This window comes from Martelella radicis (assembly GCF_014196625.1).
In the GTDB taxonomy this organism is placed as follows: Bacteria; Pseudomonadota; Alphaproteobacteria; order Rhizobiales; family Rhizobiaceae; genus Martelella; species Martelella radicis.
The window spans coordinates 168,631-192,263 of the sequence record NZ_JACIDZ010000006.1; the positions used below are offsets into that span (position 1 = coordinate 168,631).

The 23,633-nt window shown below is 62.7% G+C and carries 17 protein-coding genes and 1 other RNA gene; 11 read left to right on the forward strand and 7 right to left on the reverse strand.

Translation table 11 applies throughout. The features are described from left to right. Nucleotides 1-12: 12 nt before the first annotated feature. Entirely contained in the window at nucleotides 13-3,051 is a 3,039-nt protein-coding gene (locus GGR30_RS10880; RefSeq protein ID WP_183486121.1) for an Rne/Rng family ribonuclease, read from the reverse strand. A gap of 719 nt (nucleotides 3,052-3,770) precedes the next feature. Here GGR30_RS10880 and GGR30_RS10885 point away from each other — a divergent pair. From GGR30_RS10885 to prfB, 3 genes are all read left to right on the forward strand, one after another. Beyond that, entirely contained in the window at nucleotides 3,771-5,030 is a 1,260-nt protein-coding gene (locus tag GGR30_RS10885; protein WP_183486122.1) for an N-acetylmuramoyl-L-alanine amidase, read from the forward strand. A gap of 216 nt (nucleotides 5,031-5,246) precedes the next feature. Beyond that, entirely contained in the window at nucleotides 5,247-7,697 is a 2,451-nt protein-coding gene (locus GGR30_RS10890; RefSeq protein ID WP_183486285.1) for a PBP1A family penicillin-binding protein, read from the forward strand. 89 nt (nucleotides 7,698-7,786) lie between these two features. Continuing rightward, nucleotides 7,787-8,918, forward strand: a protein-coding gene (prfB, locus tag GGR30_RS10895) for a peptide chain release factor 2 (protein WP_183486124.1) whose coding sequence is annotated in 2 segments (ribosomal slippage) — nucleotides 7,787-7,855 and nucleotides 7,857-8,918 — 1,131 coding nt in all. Because the reading frame shifts where the segments join, the coding sequence is not laid out codon by codon here. 84 nt (nucleotides 8,919-9,002) lie between these two features. On the opposite strand, the gene GGR30_RS10900 is transcribed toward prfB, so the two are convergent. The 6 genes from GGR30_RS10900 to ftsH form a co-directional block, all read right to left on the reverse strand. Next, the gene (locus tag GGR30_RS10900; protein WP_183486126.1) at nucleotides 9,003-10,196 is read right to left on the reverse strand and encodes a lytic murein transglycosylase; all 1,194 of its coding nucleotides are present in this window, start codon (nucleotides 10,194-10,196) and stop codon (nucleotides 9,003-9,005) included. 120 nt (nucleotides 10,197-10,316) lie between these two features. Then, the gene (locus GGR30_RS10905) at nucleotides 10,317-10,973 is read right to left on the reverse strand and encodes a class I SAM-dependent methyltransferase (protein WP_183486128.1); all 657 of its coding nucleotides are present in this window, start codon (nucleotides 10,971-10,973) and stop codon (nucleotides 10,317-10,319) included. Between the two features lies 1 nt (nucleotide 10,974). Next, complete coding sequence (locus GGR30_RS10910; protein WP_183486130.1) at nucleotides 10,975-12,219, reverse strand: BtaA family protein; 1,245 nt, start codon at nucleotides 12,217-12,219, stop codon at nucleotides 10,975-10,977. Between the two features lie 111 nt (nucleotides 12,220-12,330). Continuing rightward, nucleotides 12,331-12,966 (reverse strand): hypothetical protein, encoded by a 636-nt coding sequence (locus GGR30_RS10915; RefSeq protein ID WP_183486132.1) that lies wholly within the window; start codon nucleotides 12,964-12,966, stop codon nucleotides 12,331-12,333. 50 nt (nucleotides 12,967-13,016) lie between these two features. Beyond that, nucleotides 13,017-14,231: a pyrophosphate--fructose-6-phosphate 1-phosphotransferase gene (locus GGR30_RS10920; RefSeq protein WP_183486134.1), complete on the reverse strand. Its 1,215-nt coding sequence runs from the start codon at nucleotides 14,229-14,231 to the stop codon at nucleotides 13,017-13,019. 153 nt (nucleotides 14,232-14,384) lie between these two features. Continuing rightward, the gene (gene ftsH / locus GGR30_RS10925) at nucleotides 14,385-16,214 is read right to left on the reverse strand and encodes an ATP-dependent zinc metalloprotease FtsH (RefSeq protein ID WP_183486136.1); all 1,830 of its coding nucleotides are present in this window, start codon (nucleotides 16,212-16,214) and stop codon (nucleotides 14,385-14,387) included. Nucleotides 16,215-16,455: 241 nt separating this feature from the next. Here ftsH and GGR30_RS10930 point away from each other — a divergent pair, with 241 nt between their 5' ends. From GGR30_RS10930 to GGR30_RS10965, 8 genes are all read left to right on the forward strand, one after another. After that, the gene (locus GGR30_RS10930; protein WP_183486138.1) at nucleotides 16,456-17,166 is read left to right on the forward strand and encodes a J domain-containing protein; all 711 of its coding nucleotides are present in this window, start codon (nucleotides 16,456-16,458) and stop codon (nucleotides 17,164-17,166) included. 1 nt (nucleotide 17,167) lies between these two features. Next, nucleotides 17,168-17,815: a DUF1176 domain-containing protein gene (locus tag GGR30_RS10935; RefSeq protein ID WP_183486140.1), complete on the forward strand. Its 648-nt coding sequence runs from the start codon at nucleotides 17,168-17,170 to the stop codon at nucleotides 17,813-17,815. A gap of 189 nt (nucleotides 17,816-18,004) precedes the next feature. Continuing rightward, complete coding sequence (locus GGR30_RS10940; RefSeq protein WP_183486142.1) at nucleotides 18,005-19,192, forward strand: FAD-dependent oxidoreductase; 1,188 nt, start codon at nucleotides 18,005-18,007, stop codon at nucleotides 19,190-19,192. A gap of 61 nt (nucleotides 19,193-19,253) precedes the next feature. Next, nucleotides 19,254-19,652, forward strand: an RNA gene (rnpB, locus tag GGR30_RS10945) — RNase P RNA component class A. Between the two features lie 368 nt (nucleotides 19,653-20,020). Beyond that, entirely contained in the window at nucleotides 20,021-20,458 is a 438-nt protein-coding gene (mraZ, locus tag GGR30_RS10950; RefSeq protein ID WP_183486144.1) for a division/cell wall cluster transcriptional repressor MraZ, read from the forward strand. A 17-nt stretch (nucleotides 20,459-20,475) separates the two neighbouring features. Further along, on the forward strand, nucleotides 20,476-21,504 hold the full coding sequence (rsmH, locus tag GGR30_RS10955) for a 16S rRNA (cytosine(1402)-N(4))-methyltransferase RsmH (RefSeq protein ID WP_183486146.1): 1,029 nt from the start codon (nucleotides 20,476-20,478) through the stop codon (nucleotides 21,502-21,504). Then, a complete protein-coding gene (ftsL, locus tag GGR30_RS10960) occupies nucleotides 21,504-21,881 on the forward strand; it encodes a cell division protein FtsL (protein ID WP_024708072.1) in 378 nt (125 codons plus the stop codon). Before rsmH ends, ftsL begins: the two co-directional genes overlap by 1 nt. Further along, nucleotides 21,878-23,614 (forward strand): peptidoglycan D,D-transpeptidase FtsI family protein, encoded by a 1,737-nt coding sequence (locus GGR30_RS10965; protein WP_246413747.1) that lies wholly within the window; start codon nucleotides 21,878-21,880, stop codon nucleotides 23,612-23,614. Before ftsL ends, GGR30_RS10965 begins: the two co-directional genes overlap by 4 nt. Nucleotides 23,615-23,633 lie beyond the last annotated feature (19 nt).

The window sequence follows — 23,633 nt, forward strand, 5'->3', positions numbered from 1 at the left end:
TTGTCTTTCGGCTCAGAAGAAGCCGCGACGCTGCCACCAGCCACGCTTCGGCTTGGCGGGCTCATCGTCGTTCTCGGCTCCGTTCGAGGTTACCACCGGTTCCGACGAGGCGACATTCGTGCCGCGATTGGAGCGCTTTGCGGGGGCCTCTTCGGTCACCGCCGCTTCTTCGGTTGCGTCGGTTTCGGCGTTGGCATCCACCGTTTCTTCCGCGCCGGCCTCTGCTGCTTCTTCGGCTGCAGGCTGTTTTTCCTGAACGGCCTCCGTTTCGGCTGCAGGCTCTGCCTCGGCCTTCACGTCTTCGCTTTTTGCTTCGGCCTCTTCGGCTGCCGCCTCGGTCTTTTCAACCTTTTCAGCCTTTGGCTTGCGCCGGCGGCGCGGCTTGCGGCCTTCGATCTCGGCCATTGCCTCGTCTTCCGTGGGAAGCGCTGCCTCCTCGGCCTTCGTCTCGGAAGCCTGCGCTTCCGGCTCGGCGGTCACGGTTTGCGTAACGGCAGTCTCGGCCGCAGCCGCTTCCTGCTTTTCAGGGGCAGTGTCGCCGGCTTCTTCGGTCTCGCTCTCTGCAGAAGCCTCGGCAGGCTTGTCTTCCTTGCTCGCCGTTTCGGCAGAATTGTCCGCGGCTTCCTGCTGCGCGTTGTCGTCGCTGCGGTTGCGGCGGCCGCCGCGCTTGCCGCGACGGCGTTTGCGGCGCGGCTTGTCGCTGTCGTCCTCGGCGGAGACATCCTGCGTATTGTCGTCCGAACCGCTGTCGTCGTCGTCCTGCGACTGATCGTTCTGCGCGTTGCTTCCGTTCTGCTGGCCGCCATTGCGGCCACGACGGCGGCGGCGCTTGCGGCGCGAGCGGCCGCCTTCCTCGTCGCCATTGCCATCGGAGGCTTCGTTTGCGGGCGCGTTGTCGGAGGCGTCCTGATCGGCGTCGGTGTCGGGGATATCCGCGACCTCTTCCTCAGGTTCGTCAACGAAGTTGAACAGCGCCTCGATCTTTACCGGGTTTTCGACCGGATCGCGCCGGTCGATCTCGAAATGACTGTTCTCGAGGTCGCCATCGGACTCGATGATAATCTCGACGCCGAACCGCTTCTCGTAGTCGACGACGGTGTTGCGCTTCTGGTTGAGCAGATAGGGCGCGATCTCCGGCGTGGTGCGCACGGTGATGTTGTGCGTGGTGTTCTTGAGCAGGTATTCCTCGACGCCGCGCAGGACATGCAGCGCGACGGAGGACTGCGACAGAACGTGGCCCGTGCCGCCGCAATGGCTGCAGACCTGGGTCGTGGATTCGAGAACGGAGGCGCGGATGCGCTGGCGCGACATTTCCAGAAGGCCGAAATGTGAAATCCGGCCGACCTGAATGCGGGCGCGGTCGTTTTTCAGACATTCCTTCAGCTTCTTCTCGACGGCGCGGTTGTTGCGCTTTTCCTCCATGTCGATGAAGTCGATGACGACAAGGCCGGCAAGGTCACGCAGCCGGAGCTGGCGCGCCACTTCTTCCGCCGCTTCCAGATTGGTCTGAAGCGCCGTGTCCTCGATCGAGTGCTCACGGGTCGACCGGCCGGAGTTGACGTCGATGGCAACGAGCGCCTCGGTCTGGTTGATGATCAGGTAGCCGCCCGATTTCAGCGTCACCTGCGGCTGCAGCATGCGGTCGAGCTGCGCCTCGATGCCGGAGCGCGAATAGATCGGGTGGATATCGCGATAACGCTGAACCACCTTGGCGTGGCTCGGCATCAGCATCTTCATGAAGTCCTTCGCCTCGCGGTAACCCTCGTCACCGGAAACGATCACCTCGCTGATGTCCTTGTTGTAAAGGTCGCGGATCGAACGCTTGATCAGGCTGCCTTCCTCGTAGACGAGGCAGGGCGCCGTCGATGTCAGCGTCTTGGAGCGGACGTTTTCCCAGAGCCGCATCAGATATTCGAAGTCGCGCTTGACCTCGGCCTTGGTACGGTTGGCGCCGGCGGTGCGCAGGATCACGCCCATGCCCTGCGGCACTTCGAGGCCCTTGGCCACTTCCTTCAGACGCTTGCGGTCCGCCGGATTGGTGATCTTGCGGGAAATGCCGCCGCCGCGCGCCGTGTTCGGCATCAGCACCGAATAGCGGCCGGCGAGCGAGAGATAGGTGGTCAGCGCCGCGCCCTTGTTGCCGCGCTCTTCCTTGGCAACCTGGACCAGCAGGATCTGCCGGCGTTTGATCACTTCCTGGATGCGGTACTGCTTGCGCATCCGGCGGTGGCCGTTGTCCGGCACCTCTTCCATCGCGTCTTCGGCGCCGACGGATTCGACGCTGTCATCGTCATCGTCGACGTCTTCGGAGATCGTGTCGGCGTCGACTTCGGCAGCCATATGGGTCGGGCCGCCCTTGCCGTCGTCGTCAGTGCCGTTTTCTTCGGAAGCCATCTCGCCGCTGCCCTCAGTAGCCGCATCCGTTTCGCCCTCGGCCTTCGCAGCCTTCTTGGCGGCGGGCTTGCGGCGCCTGCGGGGCTTGGGCTTCGCCGTTTCCTCCGTGGCTTCTGCAGCCTCGGCGGGCGCCTCTGCCTCTGACGTGTCGTCGGAATTCGTTTCGGTGCTGGAAGCGTCGGCAGCCTCTGCCGGGGCGTCCGCGCTTGCGGCCTTTTCCGGCTCCTGCGTCGCCTCTTCGGCCTTCTTCGAGCGCGACTTCGCCCGGCCCTTTCGGGTGCGGGGCTTTGGCTTGCCACCGGCATCGGCGGCCTGTTCCGAGGCTTCCGCCGGCTCGGTCATGGAGGTGTCGGCATCGTCGCCGTCATCATCCTCGCTCGCTTCCTTCAGAAGCGCTTCGCGATCGGCAAGCGGGATCTGGTAGTAATCGGGATGGATTTCCGAAAAGGCCAGAAAACCATGGCGGTTGCCGCCATAGTCAACAAACGCGGCCTGGAGAGAGGGCTCGACCCGCGTGACCTTTGCAAGATAGATGTTGCCGCGCAGCTGCTTCTTGTGCTGCGATTCGAAATCGAACTCCTCTATGCGATTTCCACGAACAACGACGACGCGCGTCTCTTCTTCGTGAGAGGCGTCGATGAGCATTTTGTCTGCCATTTATAGTGAGCTCCTCGGCGCAGTCGCTCACCGGTTTCCGAACGGACATTGGTCCGGTCTGGGAAACGGTTGCCTGCGGGTGCGCCGGATGAATTTGCGTTCGACCGTTGCAACGAAACGCGGGCGGCTGCTTCTCGAATCAGTCTGTCGCCGCGTGGGGGCATGCAGGCCGAGGGAAGAAATTGACGCTTCGTTCTCATATGAAACCAGTCGAAACCAACATTAACGGGCCTCTCTTGGAGAGGCGATGAATATGCCCTCAGGGGAGTGCCCAAAGAGCATTGACCCTTACGCCGCAACGATTTTTGAGAAACACGTATACCGGCGAAGATATTCTGTTCGGTGGTGGAAGGACGCGGGTGATCCGTCACTCCATATGGCGCCAATCAACAAGAGACCGGCTGCCCTTGCGCGCAATCGTCCCGTCATAAATCTCCACCTGAGCCACATTAGTATGTATTCCACGCTGCAATAGCAAGAAAAATCCAATCATCGGTTATATATGAGTGTCAGCCGAATCGCGCCGGGGCGGACTTGACTGTCCCGGCGCGGTCGGCGTGGCCGACATCAGCGCGGGAAGCCCTCGGCACACCTCGGTCATTGTTTTGCCATCGCCATGGCATTATTGGTCCTTGCCTTGTCGGCAGGTCCGCAATTGCGGTAATGCACGGGTGAATTGCATCTTCATGGCAGGGCCTATGCCAAAAACGAGAGGTGGCATGACGCGACGCAAAGCGGCCGGAACCAAACGTCTGTTCGATTTCGCTTCGGCGGCCGTCCTGGCGGCGGTCGGGGTGTTGCTGGTCCTTTTGGCCGCGGTCGCGGCTCAGCCGGCGCATGCCAGCGCGGAGGACGCGGACGCCGCAGCGCCCCTGATCGCCTACAACGCGCTTCTTGTCGGCGATGATGCGCGCGCGCGGCTGGTGGTTGATTTCGACCGTGCGCCGGAATTCACCTATCACTATCTGAAAGATCCCGCCCGGCTGGTGATCACCCTGCCGAGCACGGCGTTCGGCTTTTCCGCCGATGCCGTCTCGCCGCGCGGCCTTATCAGCGATGTGCGCTATGGTGCGACCGGGCCGGGGCAATCGCGCATCGTGCTGTCGGCGCGCGAGCCGATCCAGTTGACGCTCGGCGAGGTCAGGCCCGAGGACGGTTCCGGCGCCCGACTGGTGATTGACCTGGCGATCGCCGATACCGCGCGCTTCGAGACGCTTCTGGCGCGTCAGCAGCCCGCGCCGGGCGACGCTTTCGCCGACAGTCTTGCAACGCCTGTTGACGATGACGCCTATGTGATTGCCGTCGATGCCGGTCATGGCGGGATCGACACCGGCGCGATCGGCGAGGACACCAGGACGCTCGAGAAGACCATCACGCTCGATTTTGCCCGCGCCTTTGCCCGAAGGCTCGCGGAAGAGCCGGGCTACGAACCGTTTTTGACGCGCGATTCCGATATCTATCTGTCGCTGTCGAAACGCGTGGAGCTTGCCCGCCAGCATGGCGCGGACCTGTTCATTTCGTTTCACGCGGATTCGCTCGATCAGTCCGACATTTCCGGCGCGACCGTCTACACGCTCTCCGACCGCGCCTCAGACCGGCTGGCCGCCGCCCTGGCGCGGCGCGAGAACCTTTCCAACGAGATCATGGGCATTGAGGTCGACAACGAGCCCGAGGAGGTCACCGATATCCTTCTCGATCTCACCCGTCGGGAAACGCAGAGTTTCTCGATTTCGCTTGCCGACAGGGTCGTTGCCTCCTTTTCGGGGCAGATCGGGTTGATCAACAATCCGCATCGCTTTGCCGGCTTCATGGTCTTGAGGGCGCCGGATATTCCCTCGATCCTGCTCGAGATCGGCTTTCTTTCCAATGCCGATGATGAGAGACGCATGCTGGACCCGGAATGGCGCGATCGGCTGGTGGATCGCCTGGTGGAGGCGGTCAAGCGCTACCGCCATCCTATGGTCTCCGGTGGCGGATGAGCAACAGGAATGCGCGATCGGTCCCGGCCGTGCAAACATCATTTTAGCTGCGTCGCAAAAAGCGCACATTCGTTGTAAAAAGGTGATCGGGGTGTTTTCAACACGGGCTCGGAGCGGTATCTGCGGTCATTTGGAAGATGCGCCGGAACGAGACTATTGCGGTCAGTGCGTATGCGCGGCCAGCCTCGCCAGAGACAGGATTCTACAGACGTGAATGTGATCAAGCTCATCGGATATCTTTTCGGCCTCGCCTGCGCGCTCTTCGTCGTCGTGGCGATCGGCGTCGGGATCTATCTGAACAATGTCGCCAAGGACCTGCCGGATTACGAGGTGCTTGCGCAATATACGCCGCCGGTCACAACCCGTATCTATGCTGGTAACGGCGAACTGATGGCCGAATACGCCCATGAACGCCGCCTGTTCCTGCCGATCGACGCGATCCCGATGCGCGTGCGCGGCGCGTTCCTGTCGGCGGAAGACAAGAATTTCTATTCTCATCCCGGCGTCGACGTCGTCGGTCTTGGTCGCGCCATCATCACCAATGTCCGCAACATGGGCACCGGCCGCCGCCCGGTCGGCGCCTCGACCATCACCCAGCAGGTTGCCAAGAACTTCCTTCTGAGCTCCGATCAGACCTATGAGCGCAAGGTCAAGGAGGCGATCCTCTCCTTCCGCATCGAGCAGGCCTATTCCAAGGACACGATCCTCGAACTCTACCTCAACGAGGTCTATTTCGGCCTCAATGCCTATGGCATCGCCGATGCGGCGCTGACCTATTTCGACAAGCCCGTCTCGGACCTGACGATCTCCGAAAGCGCCTATCTCGCCGCCGTGCTGAAAGGTCCTGCCAATTACGATCCCTACCGCCATCCCGAAGCAGCGATCGAGCGCCGCAACTGGGTGATCAGCCGGATGGAGGAAAACGGCTACATCACCGCTGATGAGGCAGAGGTCGCTCGCGCCGAACCGCTCGGCGTCGTTTCGACCCATCGCAACCGCCCGATCGCGGGCGATGAATATTACGCCGAGGCCGTCCGCCGCGAGCTGAAGGACAAGTATGGCGAGGAAATGCTCTACGAAGGCGGGCTTTCCGTGCGCACCTCGCTTGACCCGCAGATGCAGCTCGATGCGCAGAAGGCGCTGCGCGACGGCCTGATCAATTATGACGAGGCCGCCGGTTTCCGCGGTCCGATCGCCGAGGTGTCGATCTCGGGCGACTGGGGCCCCGAACTTGCCAAGATGCGGCCGCTCTGGGACGTGCCGGACTGGAAGATCGCCGTCGTGCTCGGCGTCGGCGCCGACGGCGCCCAGATCGGCATCCGCCCGCAGATCGATGTCGCCGGCAAGGTCGACACGGCGCGCGAGACCGGTTTCATTCCGGCCGATGACATGAAATGGGCCTATCGTTTCCTCGAAAAGGGCAAGCCGAACGCAAAGAGCCCCGAAGGCGTTCTGAAGCCCGGCGATGTCGTCTATGTGGAAGCGACCGGCGAGGGCGACACCTACCGGCTGCGCCAGGTGCCCAAGGTGCAGGGCGGGCTTGTCGCCATGGACCCGCAGACGGGCCGCGTTCTGGCCATGGTCGGCGGCTTCGCCTTCTCCGAAAGCCAGTTCAACCGCGCAACGCAGGCCTATCGCCAGCCCGGCTCGTCCTTCAAGCCCTTCGTCTACGCCGCGGCCCTCGACAATGGCTATACGCCCGCATCGGTGGTCATGGACGCGCCGATCGAAATCGAATCCGGCGGCGAATTGTGGAAACCGCAGAACTATGCCGGCGGCTTCTCCGGCCCGCAGACGCTTCGAACCGGCATCGAGAAATCGAAGAACCTGATGACGGTGCGTCTTGCCAACGACCTTGGCATGGAAACGGTTGCCGACTATGCGGAGCGTTTCGGCATTTACGATCAAATGGATCCGGTACTGGCCATGTCGCTCGGTTCGGGCGAGACCACCGTCATGCGCATGGTGTCCGCCTATGCGGTGATCGCCAATGGCGGCAAGCAGGTCAATCCGACGCTGATCGACCGGATTCAGGACCGCTACGGCGAGACGATCTTCAAGCATGAGGAACGCATCTGCGAAAACTGCGATGCGACCGAATGGACCGGGCAGGCCGAACCGATCCTGATCGACGACCGCCAGCAGGTGCTCGATCCGATGACGTCCTATCAGATCACGTCGATGATGGAGGGCGTCGTCCAGCGCGGCACGGCGGCAAGCGCGGTCAAGCTCGATCGCCCGGTCGCCGGCAAGACCGGCACCACCAATGACGAGAAGGACGCATGGTTCGTCGGCTTCACGCCGAACCTCGTTGCCGGCCTTTATATCGGCTTCGACCAGCCGGCCTCCCTCGGTCGTCACGGGACCGGCGGCGGCCTTGCCGCGCCGATCTTCAACGAATTCATGACCGACGCGCTGAAGGAATTGCCGGTTGAAAACTTCATCGAGCCGGAGGGCATGACCAACATTCTGGTCAACCGCTCGACCGGCATGCGCGCCGGCGGTTCCGGGCCCGGCGTCATCGCCGAGGCCTTCAAGCCCGGCACGGGCCCCGCCGAGGCGCTCGATATCATCGACATGAGCGGCTATGTGCCGCCGGAGCAGATCCTGCGCGATTCCTCGCAGGCCAACAAGGCGATCTCGACCGGCTCGAGCGGTCTCTACTGACCCTGGCGGAGGGGTGAGGCGGGGTTTACATCCGCGCCTTGCCCCCTTATTCACCGGCCATCACAATCTCAAAAGAAGCAGAAAGAACCATGCGAGCGGAAATCGAAGGCGTTGTCGATGAAATCAAGCAGGCTGTAACCCTGCTGAGGAGGCATCTTTGACTGGGATCAGGCAATCAAACGGCTGGACTGGCTGAACAACAAGGCTGAAGATCCCGATATCTGGAACGACGCGAGCGAGGCGCAGAAGCTGATGCGCGAGCGCCAGCTTCTGGACGACGGCATTTCCTCCGTGCGCCGCATCGAGACGGAGCTTTCCGATAGTATCGAGCTGATCGAGCTCGGCGAGGAGGAAGGCGACGACGAGGTGGTCAAGGACGCCGAGGAAAGCCTGAAGACGCTTCTCGCCGAGGCCGAGCGTCAGCAGGTCGAGGCCATGCTTTCGGGCGAGGCGGATTCCAACGACACCTATCTCGAAGTCCATTCCGGCGCCGGCGGCACGGAAAGCCAGGACTGGGCGAACATGCTTCTGCGCATGTATATCCGCTGGGCCGAGCGCCAGGGCTTCAAGGTCGAGGTGATGGAAGTTCATGACGGGGAAGAGGCGGGCATCAAGTCGGCCACGATCCACGTCAAGGGCCACAACGCCTATGGCTGGCTGAAGACCGAATCGGGCGTTCACCGCCTGGTGCGCATTTCGCCCTATGACAGCAATGCGCGTCGCCATACCTCGTTCTCCTCGGTCTGGGTCTATCCCGTGATCGACGACTCGATCGAGATCGACATCAACGAGAGCGATTGCCGGATCGATACCTATCGTTCATCCGGCGCCGGCGGCCAGCACGTCAACACAACCGACTCGGCCGTGCGCATCACCCACATTCCGACCGGGATCGTGGTCCAGTGCCAGCAGGAGCGTTCCCAGCACAAGAACCGGGCCAAGGCCTGGGATATGCTGCGCGCCCGCCTTTACGAGGCGGAACTGCAGAAGCGCGAGGAAGCGGCCAATCAGGAAGCAGCCTCGAAGACGGATATCGGCTGGGGTCACCAGATCCGGTCCTACGTGCTGCAGCCCTACCAGTTGGTGAAGGACCTCCGGACCGGTGTTGAAAGCACCTCGCCGTCCGACGTTCTCGATGGCGCGCTGAGCCCGTTCATGGAAGCGGCTCTGGCGCATCGGATTGAAGGTGGGGCGGGCGCTTCGGTCGAGGACATCGACTGATCCCCACGCTCCGGCAAGTCTATGAAAAAAAAAGGCCGCCCCGGGCATCCGGGGCGGCCTTTTCATTGGTCCCATGCCGGGATGCTATTGCAGAGCGCGCAGGAGCTGGGGCGTGGGCCAGCCATCGGCGGGGATGCCGAGCTGCATCTGCACCGAGCGGACTGCGTCGCGGGTGCCGGCGCCAAGAATGCCGTCGATCTTGCCGACGTCGAAGCCTTTGCGCGACAGGATGGTCTGCAACTGCTTCATCTGGCTGTCGGAAAGACCGGGTTCCGGATTGCCCTTGTTATAGGCGGGCGCCCCTTCGAACCGGGTCGCGAAATATGCGACCGAGGTCGTGTAGATGAAGGACTGGTTCCACTCGAGATAGACGTTGAAATTCGGGTAGGCGAGGAAGGCCGGTCCCTTGCGGCCCTGCGGCATCAAAAGTGCGGTGGGCAGGTTCGAGAACCGGGTATTGCCGTCGCGCGGCTGAACGCCGAGCCTGAACCACTGGCCGGCGGTCATGCCACCGCCGAAACCGGTCTTGTCCCAGGGCAGGTCCTGCGGGATGACGACTTCCTGTATCCAGGGTTCGCCTGCGCGCCAGCCAAGGCTTCGGATGAAATTGGCAGCCGTCAGCAGGGCGTCGGGCGAGCTTTTCTTGACGCGGACATGGCCGTCGCCATCACCATCCACGCCGTATCGGATAATATCCTCGGGCAGCATCTGCACCTGGCCGAGTTCGCCTGCCCACGCGCCGGTTTCCGTTGCCGGATCGAAATCGCCGTGCTGGGTCATTTCGATCAGCGCCATAAGCTGCGGGCGGAAGATATGCGGGCGGCGGCAGTCATAGGAAAGGGTGACCAGCGCATTGCGGGTATTGAAATCGCCCTGAACAGCGCCGAAATCAGTCTCCATGGCCCAGAAGGCCGTCAGCACGCCGGGCGGCACGCCGAATTCGCGCTGGGCGCGGTTGAAGGTGCTGGCATATTGCTGGATCTTGCGCTTGCCGGTGTTGAGGCGGGACGCGCTGCCGGTGCGCTGGGAAAACTCCAGAAAGGTCTGCTTGAAAACGCCCTGCGCGCGGTCGCGATTAAGGACCGACTGGCTGACCGACGCGCCGGAAAGGACAGCGTCCGCCGCGCTTGACGATAGGCCGCGCTGGACGGCTTCGGCCTTGACGCCGGACAGAAAGCGCGAGAAATCGCCGCCGCATTGCTGTGCGGCCGCGGAACCGGCGAAAAGTGAAGTGAGACCGGCGGCAACCACAACCGCTCGGATGGTCCTTGAAATCATGGGCGTCTCCTCAAAAAACGTCGGCCAGCCGTGGCCGGCGGGCGCACAAAGTCGCCCAGCAGGCTATATCAGACCACCTAAGCTTTCATTAAGACGGTGCTGAAGCAACCGGGCGGCTGTTCACGCGCGCGTGATCACGCCATGCCAGGCATAGCCGCGACCGATGGTCTCGAAGCGAAAATCGGCGCCGCGCGCGCCTGCTTCGGCCTGAAGCACGCCGTGGAGCCTTGCGCGTGGCGTGACGTGGAAGCGGGCCAGCCAATGGAGCAGGGCGGTTCTGAAAAAGAGCGGCAGGCCCTCCTGCTGGCCGAAATCGACGACATGCAGCGAGCCGCCTTTATTCAGCGCATCAAGGGCGGCGGAAATGGCGAGGCGCCATTGCGGGATCATCGACAGCGCATAGGAAATGACGATGCAATCGAAGCCTTCGACGCCCAAGCGTTCCGGGCGAAAACGCGTTGCGTCTGCGGCGATGAAAATCGGTTCGCCGTCCCTTCCGGCAAAGTTGGCGCGCGCGGAGATCAACATCTCCTCGGAGATATCGAAGCCGTAGAGCCGCGCGCCGGGATAACGCGCCGCAATTTTCTTCAGATTGCGCCCCGTTCCGCAGGCAACCTCGAGCACCGAGCCGCCGGGCGCGACGGCAAGGCCGTCGATCATCCGGTCTCGGCCGAAGAGATAATATTTCCGGGTCAGGTCGTAGATGTGCCGCTGATAACGGTACATCGCGTCCATCTCGGCCTGCTGATTGCTGGCGGTTTCCTGCGCGTCGGACATGTCAGACCGTCTCGTAGATATGGAAACCGCCGTAGATCGCCGAACGATCCATGAGCGAAAGCTCCCGGGACGTCGTCTCGAGATACTGCCATCGCGCGGCGGTCTCGGCGGTGAGGCGTCCCTCTATCACCGAAGGTTCGGCTGCCGTACGGAAGATGACGCGGGCGCCGGGGCGGGCCGTGCGGGTGATCTCGCGCCAGAGCGCGTTGATCTGCTCGTCATTCATCCAGTCCTGCGCGTCGAGCAACACGTAGCGGTCGATGCTTGCCGACGGCTTTTCGGAAAGCAGTTCGGTAAAGCTTGCGTGGTGAACCGTCGCGCGGCCTGCATTATCGCGGATGAGCGGAAAAGCCTGTCTTTGCAGATAGGTCGGCATCGGGCCGGTGCCATCGTTCGGGTAGGCGCGCGCAAAGGCCTGCCATGCGAAGTAGTTGTCCTTCAGCGAGAAATGGCAGGCGAGTTTTTCCAGGCGGTGACAGAGGACGGAAGCGAGGCTTCCGTCGGTGCTCGCGCGGGCAAGCTCCTCGTACTGGCGCGGCGGAATGCCGAGCCCGAACAGCGAGGACTTGCGCGACGTGGTCCAGCGGATCAGCGGCTTGTCGAACAGCGGCGCGATTTTCTCCTGAAAGAAGCGACGCTGTTCGCGCAGCGACTTCGCCTCGGTCATGTCGCTGATCTTCACGCCGTGCAGGCGGGCGACGACGTGGCCGGCGCCGATGAAATGGCCGAGCAGTCCGGTGCGATAGATGTTGCGCTCGAACACGGTGATGCGCCTGCGGCCGAGGCTGTCGCGGCTCTCCCAGTATTTGCGCGTCGCCGGGTCGAGATGGGGCGCGATATGGGTGTCGTAGTCCCGGACGCTGCCCTTTTCGCCGTTGCCGAACAGCCTGAGCACCGCCTGATGGTCCGGAAGATGGGCAAAGGCTTTCAGCTTCAGCCGGTTGAGCGCGATATGGTGGGTGTTGAGGTCCACGACGTCGATATGTTCGGGAGCGCGGGTGAGGTAGGCCAGAACGTTGCAGCCGCCGGACCCGATGGTGACGACGCGATGCTTCGGGCCAAGCTCCATCGCGGCGATGTCGACGTCCGGGTCTTCCCAGATCTGCGGATAGACAAGGCCGGAAAACAGCAGGCCGAAAACGCGTTCCGAGAGCCCTTCCTTCGACAAAGCCTTGTGCTGCAGCAGGGCTGCGTTCAGGCGGGCGTTCTTCTCGGTCTGGTGAAAGTCCTGTTCGGCAGTCCTCATTCGGCGGCTCCGTCCTTGAGGGCGCGCGGAAGCGCGCCTTGCCTCACCGAATTAGAGGGATTCTGCTAAGCTTTGATGACGGGCGGGTGCGATCCGCCTGCTGAAGGGGACCTACGCGGCATCCTGGCGGAACCGGGCGGACACGCTTGGAAGGCCCGAGCGCAACAGCCTGGCGATCCGTTCCTGACGCGAGCGGTCAAGCCGCCGGTTGACGCGGGAGAGAAGCGTGCGGGCGAAGACCGCATAGACGATGAGCGCAAGCAGGCTTGCCGCAGCGTGGGCGACGAGAAAAAGCTCGGGCGTCAACGGCCAGGATAACGTTGACGGTACGAAGAAGATCGCCGTGGCGGCGGCCATGAGAAATTCGCCGGCGGGCCGCGTGTCGAAACGGATGCCGAACCAGAGACGGGCGGCAAGGGATTTGGCCGGCAGGTTGTCATTGCCGGCCAGTGGGGATGGGCGCCTGAGCGCCGCAAGCCGCCGAACGGCAAACAGCGCCAGAAAGACGCAGGCCGCGACGGCGGCGAGCGCACGCCCGTCAGGCATTGCATGGACAAACGCCATCGCCGCGCCAAATCCGGCCGCGAAGAATACGGCCCTGACGACGATGATACCCAATGCGATGGACAGGCTCGCTTTCAAGCCGCGCTGACAGTGCCACTTCGCGAATTCAAGCATCCGGCCTGAGGGGATCAGGAAGGTGGCAAAGGCCAGCGCGGCGTACAGGGCCGCGGTTTCGATAGTCACTCGGGATCCTCCATCCGCAAGGCTCATAAAAGCCCCCGGGGATGAAAAGGTCAATCGGCGGGGGCGAATTCCTGGTCGATTTCCTCCATGACACCCGCAAACCATGGCGTTTCGAGGTCGAAATGGCCGCCGCCCTTGATGCGGTCGAACTCGATCGTGCGGAGCTGGCCGCTGCGCTCGACATCATGACCCGTGACGCCGGAGACACCATCCAGCGCGCTTTCGACCGCGAGATCCACCATGGAGTGAATGAGACGCAGGTCGTCGGCGTTGGCCGGCGCGGAGCGGGCATAATAGCCGGATTTCTGCACCATGGCCCGGTCGGCGCCGAGGAGGTCCGCAAACTGCTTGGCGAACCAGTTACCGACATTGATGGTGTCGAGCTTCACATGGCCGAAGGCGTCGCGGGTCACGGCAGCGCCGGCCGCCTCGCGCTCGGCGATGATCGCGTCAAGGCAGGCGCCTTCGGAGACGAACAGCGATACGGTGCCGTTCTTCGCCATCACATCTTTCAGCCGTGCGGCTTCGGCCTCAAGGTCGAAGGCCATCTCCGGAAGATAGACGCCGTCGATCATCTTCATCGCCGGGTTCATCAGCATGCCGTCGACATAGTCCACGGTCTTCAGCCGTTCCAGATAGGCACGCGCGGTGGCCGCCGTCAGCCAGCCGCAATTGCGGCCCATGACCTCATGGACGATCAGCGTGCGCGGGGCCGCGCTCTGTTCGTTGGAGATGTTGTCGAAGAAGGCCGCGCCATATTCTGCCGCCGTCAGCGCGCCGAGCGTCTGGCGGATCGGCTTGACGTCGTTGTCGACGGTCTTCGGCAGGCCGACCACCGTCAGGTCATAGCCGTTGTTCTTCAGATAGGCCGCAAGGTCGGCCGCGGTCGTATTGGTGTCGTCGCCGCCGATCGTGTGCAGGATGGTAATGCCGTCATCGGCAAGTCGCTCGGCCGCGACCTTCAGCGGGTCCTCGCCGGCGCCGACAAGGCCGCGCTTTTCGCAATCCTTCTGATTGGTCAGCTTCACCCGGCTGTTGCCGATGGGCGAGCCGCCGAAGCGATGCAGCAGATAGGCCTTTTCGCGGATGGCAGGCGTGATGGAGAAACTGTCGCCGGTCAGAAGCCCGGTATAGCCGGAGCGATAGGCGATGATCTCGGCTTCGGGTGCGATATCGGAGTAGCGCTCGATCAACCCGCCGACGGCGGATGACAGACAGGGAGCAAGCCCCCCGGCGGTGAGCATGGCGACTTTGTGACGAGACATCGGACCCCTTTCATCAATGCTTCCGGCACTATCCACCGGCCGTGCGACATGGATGCGACAGGCGCTCGCCGGTGTAAAGACCGGGCGCAAATAAAATCGGTTTACCGATAGGGAAAGCGCCAGACGGGCAAAGCCGGCGCGTTCTTCAGGCAGCTATGACAGAACCCGCGTCTGTGCCAAAGGCTGCTGCACCAGCGGCGGGAAGTCGTCCGGGGTGATGGTTTCCTTTTCCAGCAGGATCTTCGCGCCCGCCTCGAGGTCCTTGCGGCGTTCGGTGAGGAGCGTCTTTGCTCGCTCATAGGCCGCGTCGATCATCTTGCGCACGGCAAGGTCCACCTCGCGGGCGGTGACGTCGGAATAGTCCTTCGGCTTGCCCATGCCCGGCGCGCCGTCCAGATACTGCATGCGCTGCTGTTCCAGCGCCGCCTGGCCGATCTCGGGGTCCATGCCGAAGCTCATCACATATTGCCGGGCGATGTCGGTGACGCGCGCCAGATCATCCGATGCTCCGGTCGAAATCTCGCCATAGACGATATCTTCCGCCGCCCGACCCGCCAGCAGCACGACCATGCGGTCGCGCAATTCGCCGGCGGTGATCAGGAAGCGATCCTCGGTCGGACGCTGCATGGTGTAGCCGAGCGCGCCGATGGAGCGGGGAATGATCGAGATCTTGTGCACCGGATCGGTCTTGGGAAGCGCCGCGGCGGCCAGCGCATGGCCCATCTCATGGAAGGCGACGCGTTCGCGCTCGTCGGGGTTCAGCAGGCGTCCGCGGCGTTCGGAGCCGGCGACGATGCGCTCCACGGCGAGGGTGAAGTCTTCCATGGTCACGAATTCGCCGTCGCGCCTTGTCGCGAAGATTGCAGCCTCGTTGACCAGATTGGCGAGATCGGCGCCGGAAAAGCCGGGGGTGAGGGCGGCGACCTCGTCGGCGTTGACCTCGTCTGCGAGTTTCACCTTTTTCATGTGGACGGCGAGAATGGCCGCGCGGCCCTCGCGGTCCGGCCGGTCCATCACCACCTGGCGGTCGAAACGGCCGGCGCGCGTCAATGCCGGGTCGAGCACTTCCGGACGGTTGGTCGCGGCGAGAATGACGATGCCGGCGGACGGGTCGAAGCCGTCAAGCTCGACCAGAAGCTGGTTGAGCGTCTGCTCCTTCTCGTCATTGCCGCCGCCGCCGAAGGAATTGCGGGCCCGACCGAGCGCGTCAAGCTCGTCGATGAAGATGATGCAGGGCGCCATTTCGCGCGCCTGCTTGAACAGATCGCGCACGCGCGCGGCCCCCACGCCGACGAACATCTCGACGAATTCGGAACCGGAAATGGAGAAGAAGGTGACATCGGCCTCGCCGGCAACCGCCTTGGCGATCAGCGTCTTGCCGGTGCCGGGCGGACCGACCAGCAGGAGGCCTTTGGGGATGCGCGCGCCGAGCCGGCCGAACTTGTCCCGCTCGGTCAGGAAGGAGACAACCTCCTTCAGTTCCGTCTTCGCCTCGTTGGCGCCGGCAACGTCGTCAAAGGTCACGCCGGTCTTGCGCTCGACATAGATCTTCGCCTTGGACTTGCCGACATTCATCATGCCGCCCAAGCCCATGCCCTGCTTTTCGGCGAACTTGCGGAAGAACCAGGCCCAGATGGCGAAGAAGATGATGATCGGCAGAACCCAGGAGAGAATCTTGGTCAGAAGCGTGTGGTCGGGAACGCCGGTGACGTCGACCTTGTACTTGTCGAAATCGACCGCAAGCTCCTGGGGAACGCGGTAGGTGACGAAATAGTCCTTGCCGTTGACGGCGTCCTTGAACTGGCCCTGGATGGTGTTGTCGGAGATGGAAACGGACTGGACCTGGCCCTTCTCGATATAGTTGATCATGTCGGAATAGCTGATCTGGGCGACGTCGCGCGACGTAAACCACATTTGAAAACCGATGATGACCAGGAAGGCCACCAGAAAATAGCCGAAATTGAATGTATTCTTGCGTTCCATCGCTCGCCGTCCCCTGCTATTCGCGCTTCAGGCGTAGTCTATAGCCTTGGCTGTGTCTTACGGGCAATCGCAAAACTTTCCCGTTTTGCGTTCAGGATGGTTCCGGCGCGGGCGCGCCGGTTTTTTTGGGCGTCGCGAAAAAGTGAAATTGAACCGCTCGGTTCGACTTGCGTGATGCGCGTTTTTTGTTCAATCTGTAAGGACTCGAAAGGGCGGTGCGCCACCGCCGGGAGACTGTCGAATGTCATTCTGGGAAAAGCTGGTCAATTTCGTCAGCCAGTCCGCCGGCAATGTGCTGACGAGCGTGGTCGAGGCCGTGCGCACGCTTTTCGAGGGTGATCCCGAAACGCGCCGTCAGGTGGCGTTCTCCGTCTCCCTGATCGCGCTTTCCGCCAAGATGGCCAAGGCCGACGGTTTCGTCACCATCGAGGAGGTCAACGCCTTCCACGAGATTTTCGAGATTCCGGAGGGCGAGCGTCAGAATGTCGCGCGGCTCTACAATCTCGCCCGCCAGGATATTGCCGGCTATGAGGCCTATGCCCGGAAGCTGAAGAACCTGTGCGCGGAAGGGGACGAGGGCTGCCCGCTTCTGGAGGAGATCATCGACGGGCTGTTCCATATCGCCAAGGCCGATGGCGCGGTGCATGAAAAGGAACTCGCCTTCCTCGCCCGCGTTGCCGAAATCTTCGGTATCAGCGAGGGGCGCTTCACCGCCATCTGCGCCCGCCACATGGATATGGGCGATCGCGACCCTTATGGCATTCTCGGCGTTTCGCGCAGCGACGACTTCAAGACCATCCGCACCCGGTACCGTGCCCTTGTTGCCGAAAACCATCCCGACCGGCTGATCGCGCGCGGCGTGCCGAAGGAATTTCACGCCGCCGCCAATGACCGAATGGCGCGCATCAATGCCGCATATGAGGCGATCGAGCGTGAGCGCAAGGCGGCCTGAGATGTCGCTTCGCGCGCTGCTCTGCTTTCTGGCGCTTGCGGCAACCGGCGCCGCTTCGGCCGAGGATGGCCGGCCGGCAAAGGCGCGGGACATGATCCTCTCGCTTTATCCCGAGAACTGCAATGCCGATCTGGCTACCGATTTCGAGGGGCTTGAAGATGTCGCCCACGCGGTCTCCTGGCAGGAGAAGGACTGGGACGGCGCGCCGATCGAGCGGGAAGGCACGCTGTTCGAGATCAACTGTTATCTCGCCGCCTACAATATCGTGGTTGCCTATGTCTTCGCGCCGAACGAGGAGGTGATGGAGGCGATGCTGCCGGTCTCCTTCGCCGTTCCCGCATTTACGCTTGATTATGCCGATGACGATATCGACCAGACGAAGCTCGCCGCGCCGCCGTCGGTGACCGGCTTTTCCGCCGAAACGCTGCTGGTCAATCCGAGCTTCGATCCCGAGACCAACACGATCACCTCCTTTGCCAAATGGCGGGGGCTGGGCGATGCCTATTCATCAGGCGAGTGGGCGCTGGAAGACGGCCGCTTCGTGCTCAAGCATTTTGTTATCGATCCGATCTACGAGGCGAACGTCGAAGACCCGTCCGAGGAGCTGATCGAGACGAATTTCGTTCTCTATGATGCGGCCGGGAACTGACCTTTCGAATTGATCGTGCGCAAGAGAATGCGCGCTGCGTCGTGCTAGACGTCCCGGCATTGCTGCCGAATAAACGGCGACCAAGGTTGCTCTTGCGTTCCTGCCGGTCTGTGCTCAAGCTCTCGGGACCTTGACCATGAACCATCCGGTGCGATGATGCGCCGGGGCGAAGGGCCATAGAGGGTGGGAATGACAGCACATTTCAGGACGATCATCGTCGGGCGCGGCCTGATGGGCTCCGCGGCGGCACGACATCTGGCCGGGATGGAAGACGGCGTTGCCGTGATCGGCCCGGACGAGCCCGCCGACAAGGCGAACCACGACGGCGTTTTCGCAAGCCATTATGACGAAGGCCGCATCACCCGCACCATCGACCGCGACCCGGTCTGGGCGCGCCTCGCCAACCGCTCGATCAGCCGCTATCGCGCGATCGAACGGGACAGCGGCATCGAAATCTTCAACGAGGTCGGCGCGCTGATCGTCGGTCCCGCCCGGTCGCGCGGCCGATATGTCGAGACGATCATGGAGGCGGCGGGAAGCTGCGGCGCCGATGCCGAAATCGTCGACGCCAAGGGCCTTGTCGAGAAATTCCCCTATTTCGAGTTCGCGAAAAAGACAGAGGGCGTCTACGAGCCGTCCCGGGCGGGCTTCATCTCGCCGCGCCGGATGGTCGCCGCGCAGACCATCCTCGCCAAAAAGGCCGGCGCTGCCGTGATCAAGGCGACCGTCACGAAGGTGCGGGAAGACGGCGCGGGCGTGCGCGTCGAAACCGCTGACGGCGCGGCCTATACCGCCGACAGGGTTCTGGTTGCCGCAGGAGGTTTCTCCATCAACCCGGATCTTCTGCCGGGGCATCTCGATCTGACCGTCTTTGCCCGCACGGTCGCCTATTTCGAGGTGAGCGAGGAGGAGGCGGAGGGGCTGAAGGCCATGCCGAGCCTGATCTACAAGCCGGAATTCGATATTGACGGGGTCTATCTCCTGCCGCCGATCCGCTATCCGGACGGCCGCTTCTATATCAAGATCGGCGGCGATCCGGATGATGTGCCGCTTGAGACCGAGGCAGATGTGCGCGCCTGGTTCAAGTCGCGCGGCACCAATGCCACCCGCGAGCATCTCACGCGCATTCTCTGCGACCTGATGCCGGGCATTCGCGTGTTGCAATCGACGACCGGCACCTGCGTCACCTCCTATTCGCCCTCCGGCTATCCGATGATCGGCTTCTCGCCGTCGGACAGGATCGCGGTGATGACGGCGGGTTGCGGCGCGGGCGCGAAAAGCTCGGACGAGATCGGCCGCCTCGGCGCGGTGCTGATGGCGGGCGGAGCGCTCGCCGACGAGGGCTACGGCGTCGACTTCGCCGCGTCTTTCAGTTGACCGGTTGCTCTGCGGGCAAAACGGCTTCCCTTCGGCGACAAAACCCATTAGGACGTCCGCACCAGTTGGCCGGGCGGCCGCGCTGTGCCAATGCCGAAAGGCGGCACGGTGAGGAAAGTCCGGGCTCCACGGAAACACGGTGCCGGAGAAAGTCCGGCGGGGGCGACCCCAGAGACAGTGCCACAGAAAGCAAACCGCCCTGCCTTGTCGCAGGGTAAGGGTGAAAGGGTGGGGTAAGAGCCCACCGCGCCGGCGGCAACGCATGGCGGCACGGTAAACCTCACCGGGAGCAAAACCGAATAGGGATGACGCGGCGCTTGTCGCCAGCCTGTTTCCAGGCCGGTCATCCGGGTGGGTTGCGAGAGGCAGCGCGCAAGTGCTGTCCCAGATGAATGGCCGCCACGTTCTGCGGGAAACCGCAAGAGCCATACAGAACCCGGCTTACAGGCCAACTGGTCTTTCTTCTCTTCTTTGGTCCGTTTTGGGCAGGCGCGCCACGCGTCTGCCGGAAGCCGAGCGTCCTATCAAATATCTCTAATATTTTCAGACGGTTGCGGCGGAAAGCTTTCATTAACAGCCGGTTGGTAAAGTGGCGGTTTGAAGCCGCTTTCCGGCACGGTTAATAGCAGGTTGTCCCATTGACGCCCAATTCTGCCCATGTTATCCCATTAACCACGAGTTCGCCGTCTGCGGCATTTGGGCGGCAAATCAGTTCTAAGTCTTTGCATTTCATGCTGAATTCGCCCTTTGGGCGAAGCGGGTTTCTTGTGTCTTTTTTGGAGTGGGCTGTCGAACGAAGGCCGCCAGGGTCTTCGGTGGTTTTGCGTCATGAACCGGTTTCTTTCCAATGCGACCAAGAAGATCGATGCGAAGGGGAGGGTCTCGGTGCCTGCGGTCTTCCGCACGGTGCTCGCAGAACGAAAGATTGCGGAGCTCTACTGCTTCCAGGATTTCATCTTCCCCGCGATCTCGATCGGCGGTCCCGATCTGCTCGACCGTTTCGAGCGGCAGATCGATCAGGAGGACCCGTTCTCGGCGAACGCGAACAGCATGTCGCTGCTGATCCATGGCGGCGGCGTGTTTGCCAAACTCGATGCCGAGGGGCGGCTGATGATCACGGATTTCATTCGCGATTTCACCGGCATCGACAAGGAGGTCACTTTCGTGGGTCGTGCGGACCACTTCCAGCTTTGGGAGCCGCAGGCCTTTCAGGAGGCACAGGCCGAGGCGCGCAGGGCGCGTTCAAGGCCGCGTGCCAGCGGGTAAACGGACGAGGATGCGGAATGTCGGGGACACTTGGCAACGAGGATGCCAATGGCGGACCGGTTCGCCACATTCCGGTCATGCTTGCCGAGGTGCTGGGTGCGCTTGCGCCCGCACCCGGCAAGGTCATTCTGGATGGCACCTTCGGCGCCGGCGGTTATTCCAGGGCGCTGCTTGAGGCGGGCGCCACCGTTATCGGTCTTGACCGTGATCCGACAGCCATTGCCGCGGCGAAAGACATGCTGGCGGCCCATGGCGACCGCCTGACGCTCCATCACACCCAGTTCTCGGCACTTGATCGGTTTGCGCCCGAAGGCGGGCTCGACGGCGTCGTGCTCGATATCGGCGTCTCCTCCATGCAGATCGACGAGGCCGAACGCGGTTTCTCCTTCCAGAAGAATGGCCCGCTCGACATGCGCATGTCGGGCGAGGGCGTTTCGGCCGCCGATGTCGTCAACCGCGCCAAGGTCTCGGACCTGACCCGGATCTTCGGCATTCTCGGCGAGGAAAAGAATGCCGGCCGCATTGCCCGCGCCATCGAAAAGCGCCGTCAGGAAGAGCCTTTCGTCACCACGCGCGACCTTGCCGGACTGATCGAGATCGTCACGCCGCGCCGCGCCAAGGACAAGATCCATCCGGCGACACGCGTGTTCCAGGCGCTGCGCGTCTATGTCAATGACGAGCTTGGTGAACTGGCCGGTGCGCTTCTCGCCGCTGAGCGCGCGCTGAAGCCCGGCGGCGTGCTGGCCGTGGTCACCTTTCACTCGCTGGAAGACCGGATCGTCAAACAGTTCATCGGTGCCCGTCTCGGCAAGGCCGGCGGCTCGCGCCATCTGCCGGCGGTCGAACCGGCGCCGGCGCTGTTTTCGCAAGATGGCAAGGCGATGATCTCGGCAAGCGAAGCCGAGGCCGCCGACAACCCGCGGGCACGCTCGGCCAAGCTGAGGGCCGCGATCCGCACCGATGCTCCCGCGCCGCAGACCGGGCTCGATGCCTTCGGTCTGCCGGCCCTTGCCGACATTCATCGCCTTGGAGGCTTCGAGAACTGATGCTGCGTCCGCTCGATCTCATTCTCATTCTGGTGATGGTGGCGACCGCGACCGTCACCTACACGATCAAATACAGCGCCGAGGCGACGCTCGACGAGGTGCGCAGCCTCGAGGACCAGATCGCGCTCGAGGAAAACAATATCGACCTGCTGAAGGCCGACGAGGCGCTTCTGACCCAGCCCGCCCGCATGGCGCGGCTTTCCGAATTCTTCGCCGCAGAGCTTGGCCTTCAGCCGGCCGAGCCCGAACAGATCGCGACCCTCGACCAGCTTCCGCCGATTGCGCCGGAGCCTCAGCCGGAAGACCTTCCGCCGCTGATGGCCGGAGACGCGCCCGACGGCACGGATATCGTCATAACCGGATCGGTGACACCATGATGAAACTTTCCAGCATCTTCAGGAAAAAGACGAAAACGCCAGGTGCCGAACGAGCCGAGCCCGAGACGGATGTGTTTCAGGGAACCGCGAAGAAACGGGTGAGCCTGGCGCGCAGCCGGGTCGCCTTCGTCACCGTCGCCTTCGTCGCCGTCTACGCCATCATCGGCGGCCGGCTGGTGCATTATTCTCTGGCCAAGGAAGACGGAACCGTGGCCCGTGCCGCCGTGCCGCTGACGCTTGCCCGCCGTCCCGATATCGTCGACCGCAACGGCGCGATCATGGCGACCGACGTACGCATGATGTCGCTTTATGCCGACCCTTCGATGATCACCAGCGCCGACGATGTTCTGGAATCGCTGAAGCCGATCTTTCCCGATCTCGATGTTGCCCGAGCCTACCGCCTCCTGAATTCCAAGGGCGAGTTCGTCTGGCTGAAGCGCCAGATCACGCCCAAGCAGCAGAGCCAGGTTCTGGCAGCCGGCGTGCCGGGCGTCGGCTTTCGCCCCGAGGTTCGCCGGTTCTATCCGGGCGGGCCTGAGGCCGCGCATATCCTTGGCCTTGTCGATATCGACAATCGCGGCCTTTCGGGCATCGAGCGCTACATGGATCAGTCGGACGGCATTTCGGGGCTCATGGGACTGGGCCTCACCGGATCCATGGGGCTCGAGCCTTTCGAGGTCTCACTTGATCTGCGCGCCGAAAGCATCGTGCGCGAAACGCTTATGCGTGGCGTGAAGAAATTCGAGGCGCTGGGCGCGACCGGCATCATTCTTGACGCGGATACGGGAGAAGTCGTGGCGCTGGCCTCCTATCCGGATTTCGACCCGAACAATCCGCCGCCGGCCAGCGACGAGCGCATGCTTAACCATGCGATCACCGGCGTCTACGAAATGGGCTCCACCTTCAAGCTCTTCACGCTGGCAATGGGGCTCGAATCCGGCAAGTTCAATCTTCAGAGCATGGTTGACGCCAAGACGCCTCTCTATTTCGGCTCCTCGCGCATCGGCGATGACCATGCCCAGAACCGGATACTGACCTATCCGGAAGTGTTTACCTATTCGTCGAATATTGGCGCCTCGCGCATCGCCGGCGCCGTCGGACCGGATTACCAGAAGAGTTTTCTGGAAAAGCTCGGCCTGCTCGAGAAGATCGATACCGAGATCGGCGGTTCCGGTACGCCGCAGAAGCCGCAGAAATGGGGCGGCGTGTTTTCCGCGACCGTTTCCTTCGGTCAGGGGATTACGACGACGCCGCTGCAGACGGCTGCAGCCGCTGCGGCCATCGTCAATGGCGGCAAACTCTTCCCGCCGACCTTCCTGCCGCGCACGCCGGAAGAGGCCGATCGGATTGCCACCCGCGTCATTTCCGAGGAAACCAGCGACAAGATGCGCTATCTCCTCCGGCTGAACGGCACGGACGGATCGGGTCGCAACGGCCAGGTGCCTGGCTATCGCGTCGGCGCCAAGACCGGCACGGCGGAAAAGATCATCGACGGCAAATATGCCCATGATCACAATTTCAACGCCTTTCTCGCGGCATTTCCGATGGATGACCCCAGATACGTCGTACTTGTCACCATCGACGATCCGAAAAAGGTCGAGGGCGTTCCCGGCCGCACGGCCGCCTGGAATGCAGGCCCGATGACGGGCGAGATCATCCGTCGCACGGCTCCGCTTCTCGGCGTCGATCCCGATTTCGGGGCAGACGGCGACGCGCTGCTTGCGTCATACTGAGCAGAACGAGATGTGATTC

Bases quoted from the DNA above. Each gene is read 5' to 3' on its own strand.
- GGR30_RS10900 (WP_183486126.1), bottom strand. From the start codon at position 10,196: ATGATTTCAAGGACCATCCGAGCGGTTGTGGTTGCCGCCGGTCTCACT.
- GGR30_RS10910 (WP_183486130.1), bottom strand. From the start codon at position 12,219: ATGAGGACTGCCGAACAGGACTTTCACCAGACCGAGAAGAACGCCCGC.
- GGR30_RS10920 (WP_183486134.1), bottom strand. From the start codon at position 14,231: ATGTCTCGTCACAAAGTCGCCATGCTCACCGCCGGGGGGCTTGCTCCC.
- GGR30_RS10935 (WP_183486140.1), top strand. From the start codon at position 17,168: ATGTCGCTTCGCGCGCTGCTCTGCTTTCTGGCGCTTGCGGCAACCGGC.
- GGR30_RS10885 (WP_183486122.1), top strand. From the start codon at position 3,771: ATGACGCGACGCAAAGCGGCCGGAACCAAACGTCTGTTCGATTTCGCT.
- rsmH (WP_183486146.1), top strand. From the start codon at position 20,476: ATGTCGGGGACACTTGGCAACGAGGATGCCAATGGCGGACCGGTTCGC.
- ftsH (WP_183486136.1), bottom strand. From the start codon at position 16,214: ATGGAACGCAAGAATACATTCAATTTCGGCTATTTTCTGGTGGCCTTC.
- GGR30_RS10880 (WP_183486121.1), bottom strand. From the start codon at position 3,051: ATGGCAGACAAAATGCTCATCGACGCCTCTCACGAAGAAGAGACGCGC.
- ftsL (WP_024708072.1), top strand. From the start codon at position 21,504: ATGCTGCGTCCGCTCGATCTCATTCTCATTCTGGTGATGGTGGCGACC.
- GGR30_RS10940 (WP_183486142.1), top strand. From the start codon at position 18,005: ATGACAGCACATTTCAGGACGATCATCGTCGGGCGCGGCCTGATGGGC.
- mraZ (WP_183486144.1), top strand. From the start codon at position 20,021: ATGAACCGGTTTCTTTCCAATGCGACCAAGAAGATCGATGCGAAGGGG.
- GGR30_RS10930 (WP_183486138.1), top strand. From the start codon at position 16,456: ATGTCATTCTGGGAAAAGCTGGTCAATTTCGTCAGCCAGTCCGCCGGC.
- GGR30_RS10965 (WP_246413747.1), top strand. From the start codon at position 21,878: ATGATGAAACTTTCCAGCATCTTCAGGAAAAAGACGAAAACGCCAGGT.
- GGR30_RS10905 (WP_183486128.1), bottom strand. From the start codon at position 10,973: ATGTCCGACGCGCAGGAAACCGCCAGCAATCAGCAGGCCGAGATGGAC.